The organism is Bradyrhizobium sp. USDA 4510 (genome assembly GCF_054059095.1).
The window spans coordinates 2328924-2351269 of sequence record NZ_JBSSBT010000001.1; the positions used below are offsets into that span (position 1 = coordinate 2328924).

Consider the following 22346-nt stretch of genomic DNA (forward strand, 5'->3'; position numbering starts at 1 on the left):
CAGGATCCATCCTGCCGGCGCGGCGATAGGACGAGATGCTTCAGCGCAACCAGATTTCGCCGTCTGTCGATCTGAGAAATCGTCCGGCTGAATTGCCGTCGCTGGCGGAAACCTTTGACGCCTTCGTCACCTATCTGCTCCGGCAATATTGGGTCATCCTCGGGACCGCCGCGCTCTGCCTGTTCGGCGGCATCTGCTATCTGGCGACGGCGGCGCCGAGCTATACGGCGCTTGCCACGATGATCATCGACACGCGCAAATTCCAGGCCTTCCAGCAGCAATCGCCGGTGAGCGAGGCCCCCGTCGATTCCGCCGCGGTCGAGAGCCAGGTCGAAATCCTGAAGTCGGAGAATGTGGCGCTCGCGGTGATCCGCGACCTCAAGCTCAACGAGGATCCGGAATTCGTCGGCTCCAGGGCCGGCGCGGTAGGAGCCGTGCTCGATTTCGTGTCCGGCCTGCTCGCCGGCGGGGCGCCGCCCACCGAATTCGACCGGACCCGGCGCGCGGTCCGCACGTTCCAGAAGCAGCTCGACGTCCGCCGCCGCGGCATGACCTATGTGATCGAGGTCAGCTTCCGCTCGCTCGATCCCGAGCGCGCGGCGCAGATCGCGAACGCCGTCGCCGACGCCTATATCGTCGATCAGCTCGATTCCAAATATCAGGCGACGCGCCGCGCCAGTGTCTGGCTGCAGGACCGCATCCAGGAGCTGCGCACGCAGGCATCCAACGCCGAGCGCGCGGTGCTCGACTACAAGAAGACCAACAACATCGTCACCTCCAGCGGCAAGCTGCTCAACGAGCAGCAGCTCGGCGAACTCAACACCCAGCTGCTCCACGTGAAGTCGCAGGTCACCGACGCCAAGGCCAAGCTCGACCGCATCGAGGCGGTGGTGAAGGGGGGCGTCCCCGATGCGACGGTGGCCGATACCCTGAACAACCAGGTCATCACCAAGCTGCGCTCGCAATATCTCGAGCTGGCCAACCGCGAGGCCGACTGGTCGTCGCGCTACGGCTACAATCATTTGGCCGCCGTCAACCTGCGCAACCAGATGCGCGAGATCCAGTCGTCGATCATCGATGAACTGAAGCGGCTCGCCGAGAGCTACAAGAGCGACTATGCGATCGCCCTGCAGCGCCAGAACGAGATCGAGCGCGCCGTGAACGACTCGGTGTCGCAGTCGCAGTCGACCAACCAGGCGCAAGTCACGCTCCGCGAGCTCGAGAGCTCGGCGCAGACCTATCGCTCGCTCTACGACAATTTCCTGCAGCGCTACATGGAAAACGTGCAGCAACAGTCGTTCCCGGTCAGCGAGGCGCGGGTGATCACCCGCGCCTCGCGTCCGCTCAGCAAGAGCCATCCGCAGACCTTGGTCGTGCTCGCGCTCTCGGCGCTCGGCGGCCTGATCGCCGGGCTCGGGCTCGGCGTGTTGCGCGACCTCTATGACCGGGTGTTCCGCACCGCTGAAATGGTCGAGACGATCCTCGAGGCCGACTGCGTCGCCATCGTTCCCCGCGTCTCGCCGGGCCAGATCAAGGCGCCGGTCGCCAGTCGTCCCAATCTGCCGATCGGTCCGCGCACGATCCGGCGCGGCGACGAGCCGGTGCTATGGGCGGCGATCGATTCGCCATTCTCGCGGTTCTCGGAAGCGATCCGCTCGATCAAGGTCAATGCCGACCTCAACGTCACCAAACCGTCGAAGATCCTCGGGCTGACCTCGGCGCTGCCCAACGAGGGCAAGTCGACGTTGGCCTTCGTGTTTGCGCAACTGGTTGCCCAGAGCGGGGCCCGCGTGCTCCTGATCGATTGCGACCTGCGCAATCCCTCGCTCAGCCGCAAGGTCGCCGCGACTGCCGAGCGCGGCATCCTCGACGTGCTGTCGAACAATGCGACCTTGCAGGACACACTATGGCGCGATCCCGAGACCGGCCTCGCCTTCCTGCCTGGCGCCACGCGATCGCGCATCGCGCATTCGCACGACGTGCTGGCCTCCGACCAGATGAGGGATTTCATCGACGGGGCCCGCAGCCACTATGATTACGTGATCGTCGATTTCCCGCCGCTCACGCCGGTGGTCGATGTCCGCATCACCGCCCACTTCGTCGATTCCTTCGTCTTCATCGTCGAATGGGGCAAGACCCAGGTGCAGGTGGTCGAGCGTGCGCTGCGCAGTGCGCGAGCGGTCAACGAGAACCTGCTCGGCGTCGTGCTCAACAAGGCCGATATCGCCGCGATGAGCCGCTATAGCGGCTATGGCGGCAAGAACTACTATTACAACTCGCACTATGGGCGATATGGCTACACCGAGTGAGACGCACGGCGGGTTGCCCGGGCGCGCAGCCGCCTGGCTTGCGCGCGGCTTGCTGGCCGCGGTCGCGTGCTCGTCCGTCGCCTGGGGCACGACCACCTTGCCGGACTTTGTCGACCAGACCCGACTCGACGGCGCAAAGGACCTGATCCTTCGCAACGTACCGGTCAGCGACGCCGAGCTCGATGACCTCGGTCTGCTGCTGTCGCGCGCCGTGGCGGAGAAGTATTGCATGCCGGCCATCGATCGCAGCGCGGCGGTGATCCGGCTGCGGCTCGCCGAGAACGCGCTCGCATCCGGCGAGCAGGTCGACGCCCGGATGGGCGAGCTTGACGAAGCTGTCCGCAAATCGCTCGGCTGCGCGCCGGCCGATCCCTATCTCTGGCTCGTGCTGTTCTGGCTTCGCAATATACGGCAGGGCTTGAGCGACGCCAATTTCGACCTGCTGCGGATGTCGTACCGGCTCGGACCCAACGAGGGCTGGATCGTGGTCAAGCGCAGCGCGATGGCGCTCGCAATGTTCGACGCGCTGCCACCTGACCTTTCGTCCGACGTGATTGCCGAGTTCGCGCGTCTCGTGAAGACCGAACTGTACACCGAGGCAATCGATCTCCTGAAGGGACCGGGCTGGGCGCACCGCGACAAGTTACTCGCCGGCCTTGCAGCTGTTCCGCAACGGAACGTCGATATCCTGACCCGCACCATGGCTGACATTGGATACGATCTCGACCGCCGCTCGCCGGCGGAACGGCGCAATTGGGAGCACAAATCGAACGACCGCCTCGACGAGCCTGCCCGAATGCCGCCGGAGGCGAGCGCTAAGCCATGACGATGGAATTTTGCATCGGACAGCACAACGCGCATTATGAGGGCGTCTATTCGGCGCAGGAGCGCGACTGGCGCCGCGTCTGCGCGGTCGACAAGGCCGATCATATCGCGGGCTTGCTCGGCGCAGCCGCCGCGAAGGTCGGCAATGTGCTCGAGGTCGGCTGCGGCACCGGCGCCGTGCTGGCGCGGCTGTCGGCGATCGGCATCGGCCGCGACTTCACCGGCATCGACGTGATCGATCCCGCGACCAATCTGGAGATCGACGGCGCCGCTTCAGCCCCGTTTCGCTGGTCCAGCTATGACGGTGCGACGATCCCGTTCGCCGACGGATCGTTCGACCTCGTCTATGCCAGCCACGTCCTGGAGCACGTGTCCGAACCGCGCGCATTCCTGCACGAGCTTGCCCGGGTCGCGCGGACCTTCGTCTATGTCGAGGTGCCGTGCGAGTTGCATGCGCGGACCAATCGCCGGGCGTTGCAATCGACGCTCGACATCGGCCATATCAATTTCTACACACCCGACACGTTCCGCTTGGTGCTGGAGACGGCGGGGCTCCACGTCACGGGCTTCGGCACCTATGACCACAGCCTGCCAGTTCACGCCTTCCACTCGTCGCGGGTGAGGGGGCTTGCCAAAAGCATTGTGCGGAAGTCGCTGTTATCGGTCGGTCAGGCGTTCGCGACCCGGCTTGCGACCTATCATTGCGGGGCGCTCTGCCGGCGCGACGAGGCGCAGGCGCTGCCGCGGGACCGGTAAGCCATGGCGCCGCGCGTGGTCGTCTTCAACAACATGATCACACCTTACACCAACCGTCTCTACAACGAGCTGGTCAGCCGCGGGCTGGATCTCGCCGTGCTGTCCTGCACGCCACAGGAGGCCGATCGCTCCTGGGCCGGCTCGTTCACGCCGCGTTACATCACGCGCACGGTGCCGGGTGTATCGATCCCGCTGTCGCGGTCGCGTCACACCCATGTCAATATCGGGGTCGGGCGCGCCTTGAATGCGCTCGCGCCCGACCTGCTGTTCGTGAACGGTCTTTATCCCTCGATGCTGGCCGGCGCGGCATGGGCGCGCGCCAACGGCAAGGCGCTCGCGCTGACGATCGACGGCTGGCGCGAGACGATGCCCAACACCGCCTATCACCGTCTGGCGCGGCCCTGGCTGCTGCGCCAGTGCGACGCAGTGGTGTGTTGCAGCGACAAGGGCAGGGCGTATTTCCGCGGCGAGGGTGTTCGCGCCGACGACCTGTTCGTGGTGCCGTTGGTGCCGGCATGGGATCCGCCGGCGGTTGTGCCGGCATTCGACGACCGTCCATTTCATCTGCTGTGGTGCGCCCGCCTCAATGACGGCGCCAAGAATGCGATCTTCTTCGAGAACGTCGCGATCGCGCTTGGCCGGATCGTGCCCGGGCTGAAGGTGCGTGTGGTCGGGTCCGGCGCCGCCGAACGGCGCATGCTGGCGCGGCTCGGCGGTGCCGGCATCGATGTCAGCCACGACCGCTACCTGCCGTGGCAGGCGATATCGGACGTTTTTCTGCAGTCGCGGCTGCTGCTGCTGCCTTCACTGCTGGAACCGTGGGGCCTGGTGTGCAACGAGGCCCTGCAGTGCGGGGTTCCGTGCCTGGTGTCGCCCCATGTCGGGGCAGGCGGCGAGTTGGTCCGTGACCATGACAACGGCTATGTTTGCGCGCTCGATGAACAGGTTTGGGTCGACGCGGCGCGCGGCTTGCTCGAACATCCCGCGCACTGGGAGGCGATGTCGCGGCAGGCCCGGCAGAGCGTGCGACGCGATGCGCTTGCCGACGCCGCGGCGCGTTTTGCGGCCGCGGTCGATCATCTCTTGAGGGCTCCGGCCCGGCAGGAGGCCGTGCAATGATCGGCAGATGGTGGCTGCGAACCGATGTCTTTCTGCACGCCTATCTGGTGATGGTGCTCGGCTGCATCTATTTCCTGTTCAATTTCATCGAGGGCATCTCGTTCGCGGAAAGGGCCGGGGAATCCACGCTGTTCCGCGGCGCCTGGCTGCTGCTCTACATCCTCCTGGTGCTGCACATTGCAATCGATCGGAAGCGCTTCGGCCTGCTGATGCTGCAGTCGCATCTCTATCTGACGTTCATCGCCTTCGCCCTGGTATCACTGGCGCTGAGCGCCGACCCCGCCGGCTCGTCGATCAAGTTCGCGATGTATCTGTTGACCACGATGTTCTCGGCGTGGGTCGTGATCAGCTGCCCGGTCGATCGTCTCGTCGATGCGCTGTTCCGGATCGGGATCGTGGTGCTGATCGTTCACGTCCTGCTGTTTCCGGTGATCGGCTCGCAATGGGATTACGACCCGCTGCATCGGCCGACGGTGCTCGGAACCCAGGCCTATGCCGGCGTGTTCGGTCACAAGAACCTCGCGGGCGCATTCTTCGGTCTCATGGTGCTGATCTGCTTCGTGCGCGTGCTGGCAGGACCGCGCCGCCAGTTCGGCTGGACGCTGCTGCTGATGGGATGTCATCTTTTTGCGCTCGCCGCGGCCGGCGCCGCAGGTCCGCTGATCAGCATGTTGACGGCGCTTGCCGTGACCTTCGGGCTCGTGCTCGTGGTGCTCGGGCACAGGGGGGCTGCCTCGATCTATTGGCTTGGCCTCGCTCTTGTTGCGCTTGTCGTGTTCGCCCTGCCGAGCGACGAGTTGTACGGGCTGGTGGGCCGCAGCGGAAACCTGACCGGCCGCTCGTTCCTCTGGTCGGTCTGGCCGCACTTCTTCTGGCAGCACCCCTGGCTCGGCTACGGGTTTTCGGGATTCTTCAACGAACTGCCGAATTCGCCGGTGAACGAGCTGACGAGCATGGCGCCGTGGAATACCGAGTTCGGCTCGTTCGAGAATTCCTATCTTGACGCCTTTCTCCAGTTCGGCCTACTCGGCGGTGCGCTCTATATGCTGCTGCTGGCGCGCGCATTGTGGAACAGCATCGTCTTCGCGTTCGAGCGGAGAGGGATGTACTGCATGGCACCATTCGCGATGCTGCTGTTCGTCGTGATCGCGTCGGCCAATGACTCCAGCCAGCTGCTGCACAATTATTTCGGCTGCGTGCTGGTGTTCTGGTGCTATTTCGGCCCGGAGGCCAGGCTGCAGATGGCGCCGCGGCGGACATTCAACAGATTGCGGGTGAGTGAGGCGTGAGTGCGTTGACCAACAGGCTGGACCGGGCGGCGGCTCAGACCCGGGTCGCCGGTGCCATGAGCGGATTGCTTCGCCGGCTGCGGCATGCCGGGGGCAATGTCGCGCTTGGCCTGATCGATCAGGCGCTGCTGAGCGGGTCTGCCTTCGTGCTGACGATCGTGCTCGCCAACGTGCTCGGCATCAATTCATTCGGCGGGTTCAGCGTCGCCTGGGCATTCTCGGTCCTGATCGAGGCGGTGTTTCTGCGCGGCCTGTTCGACGACGGGCTGCCGGCGACCGCGCATCGCATCCCGAAGTCGCTATGGCCGCAGCTGCGGCTCGGCCTCTATCTGTCGTCGCTGCTCGTCTCGGGTGCGCTCGGCTTGCTGCTGGTGGGTGCGGGGCTTGTGATCGCAGCCGTCGGCGGGGACGCCGGCGGGCTCGTGATCGCAACCGGGCTCGCGATCCCGGCGGTTCGGCTGCAGAGCATGTTCCGCCGGATCTGCTATCTCGACGGGCGACTGCCGCGCGCGCTGGCGTCCTCGCTGACCTATTGCGTGGCGCTGGTCGTCTCGGCCGGGCTGATGATCGCGCTCAAGCTCGCCGGCGCCGCCGCGGCGATGGCGTGTATCGCGATCTCGGCCGCGCTCGCCGGCAGCCTGCTGCTGGCCCACACCCGCGAGCTGGCCTGGCCGCAAGCCAGAATCTTCCGCGGCTCGCTGCGGCGGCTGTTTCGGAACGGGCGCTGGTTCGTCGCGACCTCGCTCACCTACTGGATCGGCAGCATCGGGCTGATCCCGGTCTGCGGCTTCCTGATCGGGCTGGACGCGAGCGCGTCGCTGCGAATCCTGCTGTTGGTGTTCGCACCGCTCAGCCAATTTTGCGCGACGATGTTCTCGGTTCGTCTGCCGGAAATCGCGGCCGAACTGCGCGCCGGCCGGCGCAGCGCGGTAGCCGCTGCCGCGCGCGAAAATGCCCTGTTGCTCGGATCGATCGCCGCGGCCTATGGGGCGGCGGTCGTGCTGCTCGGCCAGCGCATTCTGGCGCTTGTCATCCACGGACAGAGCTATGAGATCGGCACCGGCAGCCTCGCCTTGATGGGCGCTGCGATGGCGCTCGACGCGGTGTGGCTCGGCCTCGCGCTGCCGCTGTTTGCGACCGGCAAGCCGCAGCGGTTCATGCTGAGCCGGATTGCCGGCCTCGTCGCGCTGTGCTGCGTCCTGCCGTTCGCAGCCGAGGCCTGGCAGGTGATGGGCGCGGTTGCGGCGATGGTGGCCTCCAGCGCGGCGTCGGTGATCACGGTTGTGCTGACCAATTCGGCGCGGGAGCGGACATGACCGACGACGCGCGCGGCGGCTCGCTCGAAAAGCTGCATATCGGTGCCTTCAATTGCGGCATCGACGGCTGGATCAATACCGACATCACGATGCACCTGTGGATCGCGCGGGTGCCGTTCGCGGCGAAAGCGCTACATCTCGCCGGCATGCTGAGCGATGCCCGCTATGCCGAGCATCGCCAAGGCAAGTTTGCCGGACTGCGCCACATGAACCTGACCAAGCCGCTGCCGTTCGCGGATCGCAGCCTCTCGGCGGTGTTCAGCGCGCACGTCTTCGAGCACCTGTTTCCCGACGAGGTCGAGCGGCTGGCGCGCGAGATCGCGCGGGTGCTGGCGCCTGGCGGGGTATGTCGCATCGTCGTCCCCGACATGGAGCGGATCGTCGCGCTCTACGATCCGGCGGCGCCGCTGGCTTTCCTCAAGGGCGTTTTCGAGATCGATCGCCGCAAGGAGGCCGCCTTCGCGCATCACTGGGGCTTTACCCGCGCCTCGCTCGCCGCGCTATTCCGCAACGCCGGCTGTTCGGAAACCTACACCCGTGCCTATCGCGAGGGGGTCTGTCCCGACATCGACCGGCTCGACAACCGGCCGGACGAGTCGATCTTCTTCGAGGCCATCAAGTGAGCGCGACAGGAAAATCGATGCATCGTAGCGTGAGGGATCGCGCATGCCGTGCTAGACCGGACCGACCGGTAGCAGGAGACTGACCTTGCTGGGTGCGATTCAAGCCCGATTTTCCAATGCAGCGCGCCAGCGGCGCGGCGAATTCCTCGTTCGCACCGTGAACCTGCCGCTTGATGCGAAAATCCTCGATCTTGGCGGCGGCACCGGCCGCCACATTCGCGCGATCCTGCCGCGCCATACCGACATCACGGTCTGCGACATATCTGCCGATGATTTGAAGGCCGCGCGCGAGCGCTTTGGATTCAAGACGGTCCTGCTCCGGGAGACCGAGCGCCTGCCGTTCGACGATCAGGCGTTCGACTTCTGCTTCTGCTCGTCGGTGATCGAACATGTCACCGGGCCGAAGCAGGATGTCGTGACGATCGAGGACGAAGCGGCGTTTCAGAGCATCGCGCGCGCGCATCAGAACCGTTTTGCGGGCGAGATCTCGCGGGTCGCAAAGTCCTTCTACGTGCAGACGCCGTACCGGTACTTTCCGATCGAAAGCCATACCTGGCTGCCGGGCATCATCGTCTTGCTGCCGAGGCGGCTGCAGATCGCGCTGATCGAGCGATTCAATCGCTTCTGGTTCAAGCGCACCGCGCCCGACTGGCATCTGTTCGACTGGCGCGAGATGACCGAAACGTTTCCGGACGCGAAGATCTATCGCGAACGCTATCTCGGCATGACCAAATCGCTGATGGCGATCAAGGCCTGAGGCAGCTATCCGCCTGCCACGTCAATCGTCGCGCCGGGCCAGGATGTTGATCAGCGTGCCCACTGCGGGCTGGCGATCGAGTGCCGGCGGCAGCGGGGAGCCGGCAAAGCTGCTCCCCAGCATCGTGAAGCCGAGTTGTCGGAGCAGACCCTGCATGGCCGCCGGCGAGGTATCGAATTTGGAGAATGCGAGATAGCGAAACAGCGGCCGCGCCGACACGCGCGAAGAGGCCGCATGCGCGAGCTTGTAGCTCCGGCGCAGCAGCGATCCGCGGTTGGGGATCGAGAGCAGCAACAGCCCGCCGGGCATGAGCACGCGATGCATCTCGGCGAGGCACTGCGCCACGTCGGGAACATATTCCAGCACGCTCGCGCACAGCGCGCCGTCGAAGGATCGATCGGGAAACGGCAGGCTTGCGATGGTCGGGATCTGCCGGAATGTGAGCCGTTCGGCGAGCGTGCCGTCGGCGCGGCGGCCGTGTGCCGCCGCAATCATCGCCGATGAGGCGTCGACGCCGGTGACGTCGCAACCGCGTGCGGCGAGCAGGCGGGACAGCGTTCCGGTGCCGCAACCGGCGTCGAGCCAGCGCTGTCCGTTGAGGTCCGCGTTCCCGAGCAGACCGAACATCGCGGCCGTCCGCGCCTTGAAGGTGCGGCTTTGATGCAGCGTCTCCCACCCCGACGAAATCTCGTCGTGAAAGCGGATTTCGGGTCGCTCGCGGGTCTGGCCCATGGTGGCCATGATATTCCCTACCAGTGAAAGCCGCTCACTTTGGCGCGCACCTGCTCGGGCAATCCGATCTCCGACAGTTCGAGCACGACCTGGTCGGGACGGGTCGCCGTCAGCGCCGCAACGAAGCGTGGATCCGCCGTCGTCAGCACAATAATGTCGGCCCATTCGATGGTTGCCGTCACGTCGTCGTTCAACAGGCCGACCAGTTCCGGATTGCGCATCAGGAAATCCCGGTTGGCGCCGATCAGTTGCGAGAGCTGCACGTTGGGGTCGTAGATCCGGATGTCGCGCCGCTCGCTGCGCAGGCTCTTCACCAGCCTCACGAACGGACTGTCGCGGACGTCGTCGGTGCCGGCCTTGAAGCTGATGCCGAGGAACGCGATGCGGCGGCCCTCATGCGACAGGATCCAGTCGGCGCCGCGCGACATGATCATGTCATTGCTCGGCAGGATGCTCTCGAGCACCGGCGTCGACAGTCCGCGGCTGTGTGCCAAGTGTTTCAGCGCCTTGACGTCCTTGGGCAGGCAGGAGCCGCCGAACGCAAAGCCCGGCCGCAAATAGGCCGGCGAGATGTTGAGCCTTGTGTCCTGCATGAAGATGTTCATGACGTCGCGCCCGTCGATGCCGAGCGTCTTCGCGATCGTGCCGATCTCGTTGGCAAAGCTGACCTTGAGCGCATGCCAGCTGTTGTCGACATATTTCACCAGCTCGGCGGTCTCGACCGGCGGCGTGATCTTGGCGCCCGGCAGGTCCTTGTAGAGCGCCATGACGCGGTCGGCGGTTTCCTGATTGAAAGCGCCGACCACGGTCTTGGACGGCGCGTTGAAATCCGCAATCGCGCTGCCCTCGCGCAGGAACTCGGGATTGAACGCAAGGTCGAAATCGCGTCCGGTCCTGTTGCCGGAGGCTTCCTCGATCAGCGGCCCGACGGTGCCGCGGGTGGTGCCAGGCAGCACGGTGGAGCGGATCGTCACGGTGTGCGGCGCGTTCTTGGCGCGCAGTCCGCGGCCGATCTCGATCGCGACTTGTCGGATCGCGGTCAGGTCGAGGTTGCCATTGCCGGAGGAGGGCGTGCCGACGCAGACCATCGATATGTCGCTGTTGACGATCGCTTCGGTGGCGTCGGTGGTCGCGGTCAGCTGACCGGTTGCCACCGCGCGCGCCACCTTGTCCGAGATGCCCGGCTCGACGACCGGCGACCTGCCTCCGCGGATCAGGTCGACCTTCGCAACGCTCTTGTCGACGCCGATGATCTGGTGGCCGAGTTCGGTGAAGCAGGCGGCGCACACCGTTCCGACATAGCCGAGGCCGAAAATGCTGACGTTCATGCTTCGACCTTCAACAATCCAGGACGTGCGCGTGGCCGCAGCCGCGTCGCGTTTGACGTGAGTGAGGCGGCTGCGCGTTCAAGACGATGCCCGTCCGGAGGCTGCGTTCGCGCTGGAAGGTTGCGAGGTCGGCCGCTCGGCGGGTGCATGCGCGCGCGGTGCGGGGACCTTTCTGGCGAACAACGCCTCATAGGCCGCGAGCAGCTTCGGCTCCTCATGTGTCCACGAGAGCGCGCGCTCGACGCGATTGCGGCCAAACGCCCCCATCGTCTGTCGCAACGACGGATCGTCGATCAACGTGATGATCTTGCTGGCAAAATCCTTTGGATCGTTCTTCGCGGCATAGAGCGAGGCGTCGAGCGCCGAGCGGCGGCCTTCGCGAACGTCGAACTGAACGATCGGCCGTCCGAGCGCCATGTATTCCATGATCTTGTTCATGGTGGAGATGTCGTTCATCAGCGTGACGCGGTCCGGATTGACGCAGACGTCAGCGGTCGAGAGCATCGTGAACAGCGCGTCATCCGCGATGGCGCCGGTGAAGTTCACGTAGTCGGAGAGCTGCATCTCCTCGCAGAGCTTGACCACGGCATTCCACTCTGGCCCGGTGCCAGCGATGTTGAACTGGATGTCGGTGCGGCCGAGATCGTGCACGATGTGGCCGATCGACTGCAGCAGAAGATCGATGCCTTCCGATTGGCCGATCACGCCGACATAGCCGACGCTGTAGCGCCGGCCACGGCGCCAGGCCGGATCGGCCGGCCGCGAGCGCACCCGGTCGAGATTGGGGCCGGATCGCACCACGAAAACCCGGCTGGCCGGCATACCGCCGCGCGTGATCGCGATCTCGCGATAGGATTCGTTAGTCGCGATCGAGATGCTCGCCGTCTTGAAGGTGAGATATTCGACCAGCCGCAGCAGCTGCCAGAAGAAGTCCCTGCGGCCGAATTTCGCCTCGTAGAGCTCGGGATTGACGTCGTGATGATCGAACACGAAGCGCTTGCCGCCGAGTTTGAACAACAGGCCGATCAGGAAGATCAGGTCGGGCGGATTGCAGCCCTGGATCACGTCGAAGCCGTGCTTCCACGCCACCTTGATCGCGAGCAGCGTTTCCCAGAACAGCGCGACCGGATATTCGATCAGGTAGGCGGCGATCCCGCGCGCTTCCACGGGCATCGGATGGCGATAAATGTGAATGCCTTCGAGGCATTCGTAGGATTCGTCATGGCCGCGGCCCTTCGGGCAGATCACAGAAACTTCATAGCCCGCCTTGCGCAGCGACGTTGCTTCGCACCACACCCTGCGATCGAAAGGAACCGGAAGGTTCTCGACGATGAACAGGATCCGCCGCGGTGATGGTTCAGCTCTCGACATCTGAGATGATCTATACCATTGACCTAACAACATCACAATCCGACTAACATCGGCATTAACATGCGCGGCTTCCACTATGCAATCCCGGCACCGATGTGACGGCGACGAGACAGGGACATGGCAGGCAGAGTGAGGGATTGGGGCCAACGGGCATTGATTGCGCTGGTTTTGAGCGCGGTGCTGCCGCTGGCCTACAATTGGCCGCTGCAGTGGAATGGTTCGACGTCAAGCGATGCGCTGAGTGCGAGTCGCGTGAATGCGGTGATCCCGCCGGCGCTGTTCGGCATGACGATCAACGCAATCGGGCAGTCGCAGCCAAAGTCGCAGCCCTGGCCGGAGCTCAAATTCGACGGCGTTCGGCTATGGGGCGCGATCTACTGGGCACAGATCAACCCGGCGCCCGGCATCTACAATTGGGCGCGCTTCGATGCCATCCTGGCGGCGGCCGAGCGAGAACACGTCGAGATCGTTCTCAATCTCGCCTATACGCCGCGCTGGGCCGCGTCGGTGAAGGATGCGCCGCCGGCGTTCACGCCCGGTGCAAGCTCACCGCCGGCCGATCTCGCGTCATGGGACGACTGGGTGCGCGCGGCCGTGGCGCGCGCCGCCGGCCGCATCAAATACTGGGAAATCTGGAACGAGCCCGAGGATCCCAAATATTACTCGGGCGATATCGCGACCATGGTCCAGCTGCAGAAGCGGGCCTACGAGATCATTAAAGCCAGCGATCCCACCTTGACCGTGCTGACACCGCCGTCCAACGGCACGCCGGACGGATATCGCTGGCAACAGGCCTTCATGGCGCAAGGCGGCGGACAATATGCCGATGTGTTCGCCTTCCACGGCTACACGAGCGAACCCGAAGCGGTGATTGGAATCATTGCGCGCTTCAGGAAAATCCTCGCCGCACACGACCTGTCCGCGAGGCCGATCTGGGACACCGAGGCCGGCTGGTCGTCCTATGAGGACAATCCGGACGGGTGTCTGGCGCGCGCCTACATCCTGAAATGGATCAGTGGCGTCGACCGGTTCTATTGGTACGAGTTTGCCGGAGGCGGCAGCGACTTTGGAAAATTATGGGACCCGGCGCGCGGGCTGCTTCCGAGCGGAATTGCCTACCGCACGATCCAGTCCTGGTTGGTCGGTGCAAGCGTCGTGGCGGCAGGCAGGACGTCGCCGTCGACCTGGCGCGTCGAGCTTCGCATGCCGGATGGCCGCAACGGCTTGATCCTCTGGACCACCAAAGGCCGGTCCGTTTATCGGGTCGACCCGCGCTTCAGCCTTTACCAGGGCCTCGACGGCGGCGAAGGGCCTGTCGCCAACGGCGAGGTCGAGATCTCGCCAAAACCGGTCCTGTTGCTGGAATGATAACAATGTTAAGTCTCCGGCAATGAGATAATTATGACGATGATCCTGGCTTCATTGCGGGCGGCAGGCGCGATACAAGGAGCGCTGTTAACTTGAGGCGATTGACCGACCGTGAAGCAGATCGCGCAGAACTATAAGAGCGGCGAGCTCAAGCTGATCGATGTGCCGGCGCCGCGCTGCCGCCCCGGCGGGGTTTTGGTGCGCACGGCGTTCTCGGCGGTGTCGACCGGCACCGAGATGATGAAGTTCACCGAAGGCCGCCTGTCGCTGCTCGGCAAGGCGCGCGCGCGACCTGACCAGGTTGCCAAGGTGGTGCGTTCGGTCCGTCAGCAGGGGTTGGCTGCGACCTATCAGAAGGTGATGAACCGCCTCGATTCCTACACGCCGCTCGGCTACTCGCTGTCGGGCACCGTCGTGGAAGTGGGCGAGGGCGTCGGCGGCTTCTCGGTCGGACAGCGTGTCTGCTGCGGCGGCAATCAATATGCAACCCACGCCGAATATAATTGGGTGCCGGTGAACCTCTGCGTGCCGCTGCCGGACAGCGCTGCGCTGGACCAGGCCGCATTCACCACGATCGCCTCGATCGCGCTGCAGGCGATGCGCCAGTCGGAGATCCGTTTCGGCGAGACCGCCTGCGTGATCGGCCTTGGCCTGATCGGGCAGATCATGGTGCGGTTGCTGCGCAGCGCCGGTGTCGTGGTCGTCGGGCTCGACAGGCTGGAGGCGCGATGCCGGCAGGCGGAGGCTGCTGGCGCCGCGGTCTGTGCCGTCGCATCGGATGATGCCGCGGCCGAATTCCGCGCCCGGATCGACCAGCTGACCGCAGGCAACGGCGTCGATTGCGTGTTCATCACCGCAGGCAGCGACGATCCCGATCTCGCGTCGCGTTCGGCGGCGCTGCTGCGCGACCGCGGCCGCATTGTCGATATCGGCAAATGCACGCTGAACCTGCCGTGGAGCGAATTCTACGACAAGGAGCTCGACGTGCGCTTCTCGCGGTCCTACGGCCCCGGCCGCTACGATCCGCTCTATGAGGAGGGCGGCATCGATTATCCGATCGGTCATGTGCGCTGGACCGAGAAGCGCAATATGGAGGCGATCGTCGCGCTGCTGGCCGACGGGCGGCTCGATTTTTCCTCGCTGATTTCCGAAACGGTGCCGCTGGAGCAGGCGACGTCGGCGTTCGAGCGCATGAGCCGTGGCGAGGTCGGTCTCGGCATGGTGTTCGCCTATCCGGACGCCGCTCCCCGCGCGATGCAGATGACCTATCGTCCGGCGGTTGCCCTGCGCAGCGGCCGGGTGCGGCTCGGCGTCATCGGCGCCGGCAATTATGCCTCCAGCATGCTGTTGCCGCAGCTTGCGAGCAACCAGCGCGTCGATCTCGTCGAGGTCGCCACCAATACCGGCCTGAGCGGCGCCACGGCGGTCCGCAAGTTCGGCTTCGCGCGTGCCTCGACGGATGCGGCCTCGGTGCTCGGCGCCGACGACATCGATGCCGTGCTGATCGCAACGCGCCATGCCTCCCATGCCGACCTCGCGACGCAGGCGCTGCGCGCCGGCAAGGCGGTGTTTGTCGAGAAGCCCTTGGCGATCGATACAAGCTCGCTCGATCGATTGGAGCAGGTGATCCGGGAAACCGGCAACAGCCGGCTGATGGTCGGCTTCAACCGCCGCTTTTCGCCGCTGCTGCAGGGCATGCGCGCGGCATTCGCGCCGGCAGGACCGCAGACCCTGCAATATCGCGTCATCGCCGGGCCGCTGGAGAAATCGTCCTGGTATCTGCAGGCCGAGAGCGAAGGCAGCCGCTTCGTCGGCGAGGGCGGCCATTTCATCGACGTGTTGTGCTGGTGGCTCGGCGCCGAGCCGGTGCGTGTCTCCGCGAGCACGGCGGCCAAGGATGTCGACAATCTCGTCGCCACCTTCGATTTTGCCGACGGTTCGGTCGCGAGTCTCAGCTATCTCACCGGCGGCGATCCGCGGGTTCCGAAGGAAGCGCTCGAGATATCGGCAAGCACGGGTTTTGCCGCCTTCGACAATTTCTCGGGCTTCGAGGTCTGGCACTCCGGACAGCGCACGGCGAAGACAGCGCGGCTCGACAAGGGCCAGCGGCCGATGCTGGATGCCTTCATCGCCGCGGTCGCATCGGGAGCCGCGATGCCGATCGCGCTCGACGGGCTGCTGGCGACCACGCGCGCAACGCTTGCCGTGCAGGAAAGCGCGGCCGCCGGGATGCCGATCAATCTGACGGCCGGCGCGGCAGAACAGGGCGTCGCGCGCGCCTCGACGGCGTGAGATGAATCCGGCCTGGTATCTGCGCAGGCTGCAGCGCATGGAGCCGTCCGAGCTTGCGGGGCGGGTGAACGACCAGGTGCTGCATTTGCTCTGGCGGATCACTCCGCCCGATATCGCGCGGCGTGCCGGCGCCAGGCTCGCTCCCGGCCCGCGGCAGCCGCGCCTGAAGCCGCTGCCTTCGCGGGCGAGCGCCCCGCAACAGGCCGCCGAACGGCTGATCCAGAGCGCCGACCGGATTCTCGTAGGGCACTGGCGGATTTTCGCCAGGGACCATGGGGCCCTCGGCGAACGGCCTGACTGGTTCGTCGATATCAGAAGCGGCAAGCGGGCGCCGGCCGGTGTGCACGCATTCGCGGTTCCCTATCGTGACGAAACCGCGGTCGGAAACATCAAATACATCTGGGAGCCGTCGCGTCATCACCATCTCACGGTGCTCGCGGCCGCGTATTACCTGAGCTCCGACGAGCGCTACGCCGTGCGCGCGGCCGAGCATCTGGTGAGCTGGTGGCGCGAAAATCCGTTCCCGCGCGGCCCGCACTGGATCAGCGGCATCGAGCTTGGCGTGCGGTTGATCTCATGGGCCTGGGTGCGCCAGCTGCTGCAGAACTGGCCCGGCGCTGCCGCGCTGTTCGAGGACAACGAACTGTTCCTGACGCAGCTCTATGCGCATCAATACTGGCTGTCGCAGTTCCCAAGCCGTGGCTCCTCGGCCAACAACCACCTCATCGCGGAGGCTGCCGGGCAGTTCGTGGCGGCTTGCGTGTTTCCGTTCTTCCAGGACAGTGCGCGATGGCGCGAGCAATCGGCCGCCACACTGGCGCACGAAGCCGTTGCGCAGACGCTTGCCTGCGGCAGCAACAGCGAGCTCGCGACCGATTATCATGGCTTTGTTCTCGAACTGCTGCTGGCGGCGGCAGTGCAGGGCGAGTCCTCCGGACATCCGCTTGGCGATGCGGTGTGGACCACGATGTGCCGCATGAGCGACGTCATTGCTGCGATGCTGGACGATCGCGGTCATCCGCCGCGGCAGGGCGATGGCGACGACGGCATCGGCCTGTTGTTCGACGATCACGCCGGCAATCGCTGGCTCGGCTTGCTCGCCAGCGGCGCGCGCCTGTTCGGCGCTCTGCCATGGTGGCCCAAATCGCCGGAGCCCGATCTGCGCAGCTTTGTGCTCACCGACGGCATCGAGGCCCGAGCGATCGCCGGGCGGCCCAAGCGCCGCCCGCATCTGCTCGAGGGGGCGGGACAGACCTTTCTGATCGATTCCGACCGCGCGGTGTGGTGCCGCTGTGACCATGGCCCGCATGGCTTCGGCCGCATTGCCGCCCACGCCCATGCGGACGCGTTGTCGCTCGAATGCAGGATCGGCGGTGCGGAGATCTTCGCCGATCCCGGCACCTATTGCTACCATGGCGATCCGCGATGGCGGGCCTACTTCCGCTCCACGCTGGCGCACAACACGCTGTGCCTGTTCGCGCGCGACCAGTCGGGGTCGGGCGGGCCGTTTCTCTGGACAAGGCATGCGCAGAGCCGGCTTGTCGCAGCCAGCGGCCTGGACGATCGCGATGCGGATGCGAACTGGGTCGCGGAGCATTCGGGATATCGCGACGAAGCAGGTGTCGTGCATCGCCGCTCGGTGCAATTGCAGCGTCGGGCGGCGCGGCTCGTCGTCACCGATACCGTGCTGGCAGATGAAGCGCTTGCGGTGCCGGCGAGCCTCAGCTGGCATCTCGGTCCCGAGGTCGAATGCAGGCTCGAAGGGCACAGGGCGCAGCTCGCATGGCCCGGCGGGCGCGGCGAGCTCGATCTGCCGGCGGCCCTCAGCTGGGTGCCGTATCGGGGTGACGAGACCATGCCGGCCGGCTGGTATTCGCCGTCCTTCGATCTCAAGGTGCCGGCGACGACCTTGATCGGCTGCGGTACGCTCGCGGGCGGGCAAAACCTGGTGACCGAGCTGCGCTGGTTTTCAGACCCGGCCGGATCATGAAGATCCTGGTCGCTCACAACAGGTATCAGGGACGCGGTGGCGAGGATGTCGTGTTTGAAGCGGAAGTCGACCTGCTGCGCGCCGCAGGACACAGCGTTGAAACGCTCACGGTCAGCAACGCGGCGATCAATTCGCTCCCCGCGCGCATCACGACCACGCTGTCGATCGCCGATAATGCGGAGGGAAAGCGGGTCGTGGCGGAAGCGATCGACCGCTTTCGCCCCGACGTTGTGCACGTCCACAATTTCTTCCCGCTGCTGTCGCCCGCCGTGTTCGATCTCTGCCGGCAAAAGTGCATGCCCGCGGTGGCGACCCTGCACAATTATCGCAGCATCTGCACCGGCGGCATGCTGCTGCGCGACGGCCGCATCTGCCACAAGTGCCTCGATCGCGGACACCTCTGGGGCGTCGTGCACCGCTGCTACCGCGGATCGCTTCCGGGCTCGATCGCCTCGGCCTACATGATCGCGCAGCACCAGCGCCGTGGCACCTGGACGCGTCCCGGCCTGCGCCTGATCGCGCTGACGCAGTTCGCCAAAACCCTGTTCACGCAGGCCGGCTTCGACGCCGATCGGATCGACGTGAAACCGAATTTCATGGTCGATCCGGGGGCGCCCGATGCAGCCACGCCGCGCAGCGGGCTACTCTATGTTGGACGGCTGAGCCGCGAGAAGGGCGTCGGCGTGCTGCTCGAGGCCGTTGCGGGGACCGGCGTGCCCTTGCGCGTCGTGGGCGAGGGGCCGGAGCGTGCTGCGTTGGAGGCTCGGGCTTCCGATCATGTCACCTTCCTGGGCGGGCTCTCGCGCGATGAGGTGCTGCGGGAAATGGCGAATGCCCGGGCATTGGTGGTGCCGTCGCTATGGTACGAAGGATTTCCGATTGTCGTGGTCGAGGCCTTCGCGTGCGGCACGCCGGTCATCGCCTCCGAGATCGGCGGACTTGCCGAGGTGGTGAGCGCCGGCAAGACCGGCGCGCTGGTGCCGCCGGGCGACGCGGCCACGCTCCGAAATCGGATCAGTGAGGTTCTCGGCGCCGCCGAACTGACCGCCGCATGGGGACGGGCCGCACGAGCCGCCTATCTCGAGCGCTACGCGCCGGACGAGAACCGCCGGCTGCTCGAGGCCATCTACGCGCGGGCCGCCGGGGGATGATCGCCGCAGGTCGGCGCTCTGCCCGCGATCGGGCATCGCCGGTTCCATGCCGGCGTTGCTAACATATTGCGGCAAATCTGGTGTTAATTTGTTACAGCAGGGTGTCTGAGCGGCATCGCGCCAGGTTTTTGATCTTGCGGTCGAACGGCGCTGATTCTGCGGGTGATTCCGTGGATCTCGCTTGATCGAACCCGCAAACTGCTGCCAAGGGGCGCTATAACACTGGCCGGTGGGGCGCCGGCTGCGAAGTTTGACGCTTTTTTGCAAAACGTCTCATGCGATGCAGAAATATTTTTTTCAGATCAGAAAATCGCGTCGAAGCGCACACGGCATCAGCGAAATTCTGCGCTCCCGCGGTATCCGGGGGCCCCGCGAAACCCCGTATAATCGCTACCCTTTTTTGCGTCGCGGCTAACATTGGCGATGGGCGTGCGTTGAATGTTATGGTGCATTCGAAGTAGTGCTAAGTCCCGCATAAATCTCAGGGAACCAGGTGTTAACAGCGCATTGCTGATTGACACTCCGGCCTAACGGTCTTAACAATGAACTTAACAAGTTCGTAACCTGGGTCCACATTTGAGTTGCGTCGCAACAAACCAGTTGTGAATCAACAGCTTATGTGTGGGCGAGCGGCTTGAATCCTCGTATCCCAAGCAGGGGCTACATCGATGGCGACTTACAATCTAGACCAGACGGACCTCAAACACGCGATCAACGGAACGATCGATCACTCGACCCAGCAACAGATTCTTGACTATCTGATCAACGCGGGGATCGGATACACCAGCCCGGATAACGGCGCGACGATTCCGGTGCAGGAAGGGGCTGGGATCACCAACCCGGATCCGAACGCCAATGTTCTGATCGAAACCAACCCGATTAACACCGTTAACACCGACGCCAACCTGAAGGCGATCATCGAGGACACCAACAAGGACGTCACGCTGACGGTGAACGGCAGCACCCCGGTGCTGGTCGCGACCGGCCACGGCAACGATCAGGTGTTCATCAACAATACCGGCGACACGACGGTTCTCACCGGCTCCGGCAACGACACGATCTTCGGCGGTGCCGGTCACGACTCGATCGATGCCGGCTCCGGCAACGACGTGCTGGTCGACAACGTCTCCGGTCACAGCACGCTGGATGGCGGCAAGGGCAACGATCTGCTGTTCGGCTCCGGTGCCGACACCCTGAACGGTGGCTCCGGCAACGACACGCTCTACGGCGGCAGCTCGTCGCAGTTGAGTGGCGGTGACGGCAAGGACGTGCTGGTGTCCGGCAGCACCGCCGGCAATTCCAGCACGCTGGATGGCGGCAAGGGCAACGATGCGCTGTACGGTGGTGCGGGCAACGACAGCCTGGATGGCGGCGCCGGCAACGACTCGCTGTATGGCGGCTCCGGGGGCGACACGCTGCATGGCGGCAACGGCAATGACCTCCTTGTCGGCGGTGCTCAGACTGCTGCTGAGTTCGGCGGCAACGGCAAGGACGTGCTCTACTCGGGCAGCGATGCGTCGCACGCGACCTCGCTCGATGGCGGTGCCGGCAACGACTCGCTCTATGGCGGTGCCGGCAACGACACGCTGCATGGCGGTTCCGGCAACGATACGCTGGTCGCCGGCTCCGGCACGCAGACGCTGATCGGCGGCGACGGCAAGGACTCGTTCGTCGGCTCCGACACCGGTACGGCTTCGATGGTCGGCGGCTCCGGTCAGGACTACTTCTACCTGAACAACGCCACCAGCAGCGACACCATCGATGGCGGTGGCGGCAACAAGGACTCCCTGACCTTCCTGGATCACGCTTCGACCGACGTGAGCAACATCAGCTCTGGATCGAACGGTTCTATGGACATCACCTTCAGCAATGGTCAGGTGACCCAGATCAGCAACATCGAATACCTGATCTTCAACGATGGTAACTCGACCAAGCTGTAAGATCCTAGGTCTGCACTAAGCGAAAGCGCCGCCCCAACCGAGGTTGAGGCGGCGCTTTTTTCTTTGATCGCCGGCATGGCCGTCAGGAATGGGTAATTGAAATTGAACAATCGAATACGCTGCCGTTGATGATCATGACGCACCTGCGATGAGTTCGACGGCTCGCCTCAAGGGGAAGCGCATGCGCGCATTCCGATTGGAACTTTGTCGGCCGATTCGCGTCGGATGCATCGAATCAATCACAAGTTCCGCCCGGGGCATTTCCGCCAATGGATGTTATAAGTTAGTTCGTCACATTCGGACCACGTAGCTTTTGTAAAGCCGTGCGGCTCGCTTGACACAACGGAGCTGCGCCCGATGGCTATCTGCGGCCCTGGCACCTTTGTTCAAGACGAACGATCGCTGCAGAACCCAGCCGCTTAACGAACTCGCGGAGCTCTCGAATTGGCCAAGAAAAAAATGCTGAATGCCGGCGCTGGATCGACGGTTACCAAGCGCATCCAGCCGCTCCTGACATCGCATGAATGGGACGAGATTCGATTGGACGTCGACGGCGGCGTGAGCCCCGACGTCGTCGGGTCGATTACCGATCTTGCCCGATTGTTCCCGGCGGCCTCGTTCGACGCGATCTGGTGTTCTCATGTCATGGAGCATCTCTACGCCCATGAGGTTCACCCCACATTCGTCCAGTTCCGCCAAGTCCTCAAGCCGGACGGATTCGCGTTGATCATGTCTCCCGACCTCGAGGCGGTCGCGCAGCACATGTTGACGCGCGGCCTCGGCGCGATCGCTTACGTCTCGCCGGCCGGTCCGATCCGGCCATTGGACATGATCTACGGGCATTCCGGCGCGATCGAACAGGGGCGCTATCACATGGCGCACAAGACCGGCTTTTCGACCGAGCGGATGGGAAACCTGCTGCTCAGCGCCGGCTTTCCGACGGTTTCCGTTCGGAGCGGGAATTTTGAGATCTGTGCATTGGCACTGATGCCGGAGGCCAGGGATGAGCGGATCAGGCCGCAGCTGGAGGCCTGCGGATTCGACTTCCAGGAGACGGTGACCGCCGACTCGTGATTTGTCGATGTTAAACAATGTTATAAGGTTCCCTGGTTAAATCGCGCGAGAACGTGCTCGAAATTGGCTTCGCGGCCTGCCGTGAAACATATCTTTTTCGGGTGAC

General features: G+C 64.6%; 17 protein-coding genes. 14 read left to right on the forward strand and 3 right to left on the reverse strand.

Annotation, left to right across the window (positions count from 1 at the left end; translation table 11 throughout):
• The first annotated feature begins 35 nt into the window (after window positions 1–35).
• The 8 genes from ACVMDN_RS10310 (at window position 36) to ACVMDN_RS10345 (ending at window position 8994) form a co-directional block, all read left to right on the forward strand.
• A complete protein-coding gene (locus tag ACVMDN_RS10310; RefSeq protein WP_253587367.1) occupies window positions 36–2309 on the forward strand; it encodes a polysaccharide biosynthesis tyrosine autokinase in 2274 nt (757 codons plus the stop codon).
• Window positions 2293–3135, forward strand: a complete 843-nt coding sequence (locus ACVMDN_RS10315; protein WP_456835257.1) for a hypothetical protein — start codon at window positions 2293–2295, stop codon at window positions 3133–3135. The genes ACVMDN_RS10310 and ACVMDN_RS10315 overlap by 17 nt, the downstream gene beginning before the upstream one ends.
• Window positions 3132–3890, forward strand: coding sequence for a class I SAM-dependent methyltransferase (locus ACVMDN_RS10320; protein WP_456835256.1), 759 nt, complete (start codon window positions 3132–3134; stop codon window positions 3888–3890). The genes ACVMDN_RS10315 and ACVMDN_RS10320 overlap by 4 nt, the downstream gene beginning before the upstream one ends.
• 3 nt (window positions 3891–3893) lie before the next feature.
• A complete protein-coding gene (locus ACVMDN_RS10325) occupies window positions 3894–5009 on the forward strand; it encodes a glycosyltransferase family 4 protein (RefSeq protein WP_456835255.1) in 1116 nt (371 codons plus the stop codon).
• On the forward strand, window positions 5006–6298 hold the full coding sequence (locus tag ACVMDN_RS10330) for an O-antigen ligase family protein (protein ID WP_456835254.1): 1293 nt from the start codon (window positions 5006–5008) through the stop codon (window positions 6296–6298). Before ACVMDN_RS10325 ends, ACVMDN_RS10330 begins: the two co-directional genes overlap by 4 nt.
• Window positions 6295–7614, forward strand: coding sequence for an MATE family efflux transporter (locus ACVMDN_RS10335; RefSeq protein WP_168856478.1), 1320 nt, complete (start codon window positions 6295–6297; stop codon window positions 7612–7614). Before ACVMDN_RS10330 ends, ACVMDN_RS10335 begins: the two co-directional genes overlap by 4 nt.
• Window positions 7611–8237, forward strand: a complete 627-nt coding sequence (locus tag ACVMDN_RS10340; protein ID WP_057020219.1) for a class I SAM-dependent methyltransferase — start codon at window positions 7611–7613, stop codon at window positions 8235–8237. Before ACVMDN_RS10335 ends, ACVMDN_RS10340 begins: the two co-directional genes overlap by 4 nt.
• Before the next feature lie 85 nt (window positions 8238–8322).
• Window positions 8323–8994, forward strand: coding sequence for a class I SAM-dependent methyltransferase (locus tag ACVMDN_RS10345; protein WP_057020220.1), 672 nt, complete (start codon window positions 8323–8325; stop codon window positions 8992–8994).
• A gap of 21 nt (window positions 8995–9015) precedes the next feature.
• Here ACVMDN_RS10345 and ACVMDN_RS10350 read toward each other — a convergent pair whose 3' ends face one another.
• From ACVMDN_RS10350 to ACVMDN_RS10360, 3 genes are all read right to left on the reverse strand, one after another.
• Complete coding sequence (locus ACVMDN_RS10350; protein WP_253587362.1) at window positions 9016–9735, reverse strand: class I SAM-dependent methyltransferase; 720 nt, start codon at window positions 9733–9735, stop codon at window positions 9016–9018.
• A gap of 8 nt (window positions 9736–9743) precedes the next feature.
• Window positions 9744–11054: a nucleotide sugar dehydrogenase gene (locus tag ACVMDN_RS10355; RefSeq protein WP_456835253.1), complete on the reverse strand. Its 1311-nt coding sequence runs from the start codon at window positions 11052–11054 to the stop codon at window positions 9744–9746.
• A 78-nt stretch (window positions 11055–11132) separates the two neighbouring features.
• On the reverse strand, window positions 11133–12425 hold the full coding sequence (locus tag ACVMDN_RS10360; RefSeq protein ID WP_456784365.1) for a glycosyltransferase family 4 protein: 1293 nt from the start codon (window positions 12423–12425) through the stop codon (window positions 11133–11135).
• 117 nt (window positions 12426–12542) lie between these two features.
• Here ACVMDN_RS10360 and ACVMDN_RS10365 point away from each other — a divergent pair, with 117 nt between their 5' ends.
• From ACVMDN_RS10365 to ACVMDN_RS10390, 6 genes are all read left to right on the forward strand, one after another.
• Window positions 12543–13793 carry a glycosyl hydrolase gene (locus ACVMDN_RS10365; protein WP_456784366.1) on the forward strand — a complete coding sequence of 417 codons (1251 nt, stop codon included), beginning with the start codon at window positions 12543–12545 and terminating at the stop codon, window positions 13791–13793.
• A gap of 111 nt (window positions 13794–13904) precedes the next feature.
• On the forward strand, window positions 13905–16085 hold the full coding sequence (locus tag ACVMDN_RS10370; RefSeq protein ID WP_456835252.1) for a bi-domain-containing oxidoreductase: 2181 nt from the start codon (window positions 13905–13907) through the stop codon (window positions 16083–16085).
• 1 nt (window position 16086) lies between these two features.
• Window positions 16087–18075 (forward strand): alginate lyase family protein, encoded by a 1989-nt coding sequence (locus ACVMDN_RS10375; RefSeq protein ID WP_456835251.1) that lies wholly within the window; start codon window positions 16087–16089, stop codon window positions 18073–18075.
• 50 nt (window positions 18076–18125) lie between these two features.
• Entirely contained in the window at window positions 18126–19226 is a 1101-nt protein-coding gene (locus ACVMDN_RS10380; protein ID WP_456835250.1) for a glycosyltransferase, read from the forward strand.
• A 668-nt stretch (window positions 19227–19894) separates the two neighbouring features.
• Window positions 19895–21166 (forward strand): calcium-binding protein, encoded by a 1272-nt coding sequence (locus tag ACVMDN_RS10385; RefSeq protein ID WP_456835249.1) that lies wholly within the window; start codon window positions 19895–19897, stop codon window positions 21164–21166.
• Window positions 21167–21625: 459 nt separating this feature from the next.
• The gene (locus tag ACVMDN_RS10390; RefSeq protein WP_057020229.1) at window positions 21626–22240 is read left to right on the forward strand and encodes a class I SAM-dependent methyltransferase; all 615 of its coding nucleotides are present in this window, start codon (window positions 21626–21628) and stop codon (window positions 22238–22240) included.
• Window positions 22241–22346: the final 106 nt, after the last annotated feature.

What these genes read in the sequence shown, in the direction of transcription:
- ACVMDN_RS10310 (WP_253587367.1), top strand. Translation starts at nt 36, where the DNA reads ATGCTTCAGCGCAACCAGATTTCGCCGTCTGTCGATCTGAGAAATCGT.
- ACVMDN_RS10340 (WP_057020219.1), top strand. Translation starts at nt 7,611, where the DNA reads ATGACCGACGACGCGCGCGGCGGCTCGCTCGAAAAGCTGCATATCGGT.
- ACVMDN_RS10330 (WP_456835254.1), top strand. Translation starts at nt 5,006, where the DNA reads ATGATCGGCAGATGGTGGCTGCGAACCGATGTCTTTCTGCACGCCTAT.
- ACVMDN_RS10320 (WP_456835256.1), top strand. Translation starts at nt 3,132, where the DNA reads ATGACGATGGAATTTTGCATCGGACAGCACAACGCGCATTATGAGGGC.
- ACVMDN_RS10375 (WP_456835251.1), top strand. Translation starts at nt 16,087, where the DNA reads ATGAATCCGGCCTGGTATCTGCGCAGGCTGCAGCGCATGGAGCCGTCC.
- ACVMDN_RS10385 (WP_456835249.1), top strand. Translation starts at nt 19,895, where the DNA reads ATGGCGACTTACAATCTAGACCAGACGGACCTCAAACACGCGATCAAC.
- ACVMDN_RS10315 (WP_456835257.1), top strand. Translation starts at nt 2,293, where the DNA reads ATGGCTACACCGAGTGAGACGCACGGCGGGTTGCCCGGGCGCGCAGCC.
- ACVMDN_RS10350 (WP_253587362.1), bottom strand. Translation starts at nt 9,735, where the DNA reads ATGGCCACCATGGGCCAGACCCGCGAGCGACCCGAAATCCGCTTTCAC.
- ACVMDN_RS10390 (WP_057020229.1), top strand. Translation starts at nt 21,626, where the DNA reads ATGCTGAATGCCGGCGCTGGATCGACGGTTACCAAGCGCATCCAGCCG.
- ACVMDN_RS10360 (WP_456784365.1), bottom strand. Translation starts at nt 12,425, where the DNA reads ATGTCGAGAGCTGAACCATCACCGCGGCGGATCCTGTTCATCGTCGAG.
- ACVMDN_RS10325 (WP_456835255.1), top strand. Translation starts at nt 3,894, where the DNA reads ATGGCGCCGCGCGTGGTCGTCTTCAACAACATGATCACACCTTACACC.
- ACVMDN_RS10365 (WP_456784366.1), top strand. Translation starts at nt 12,543, where the DNA reads ATGGCAGGCAGAGTGAGGGATTGGGGCCAACGGGCATTGATTGCGCTG.
- ACVMDN_RS10355 (WP_456835253.1), bottom strand. Translation starts at nt 11,054, where the DNA reads ATGAACGTCAGCATTTTCGGCCTCGGCTATGTCGGAACGGTGTGCGCC.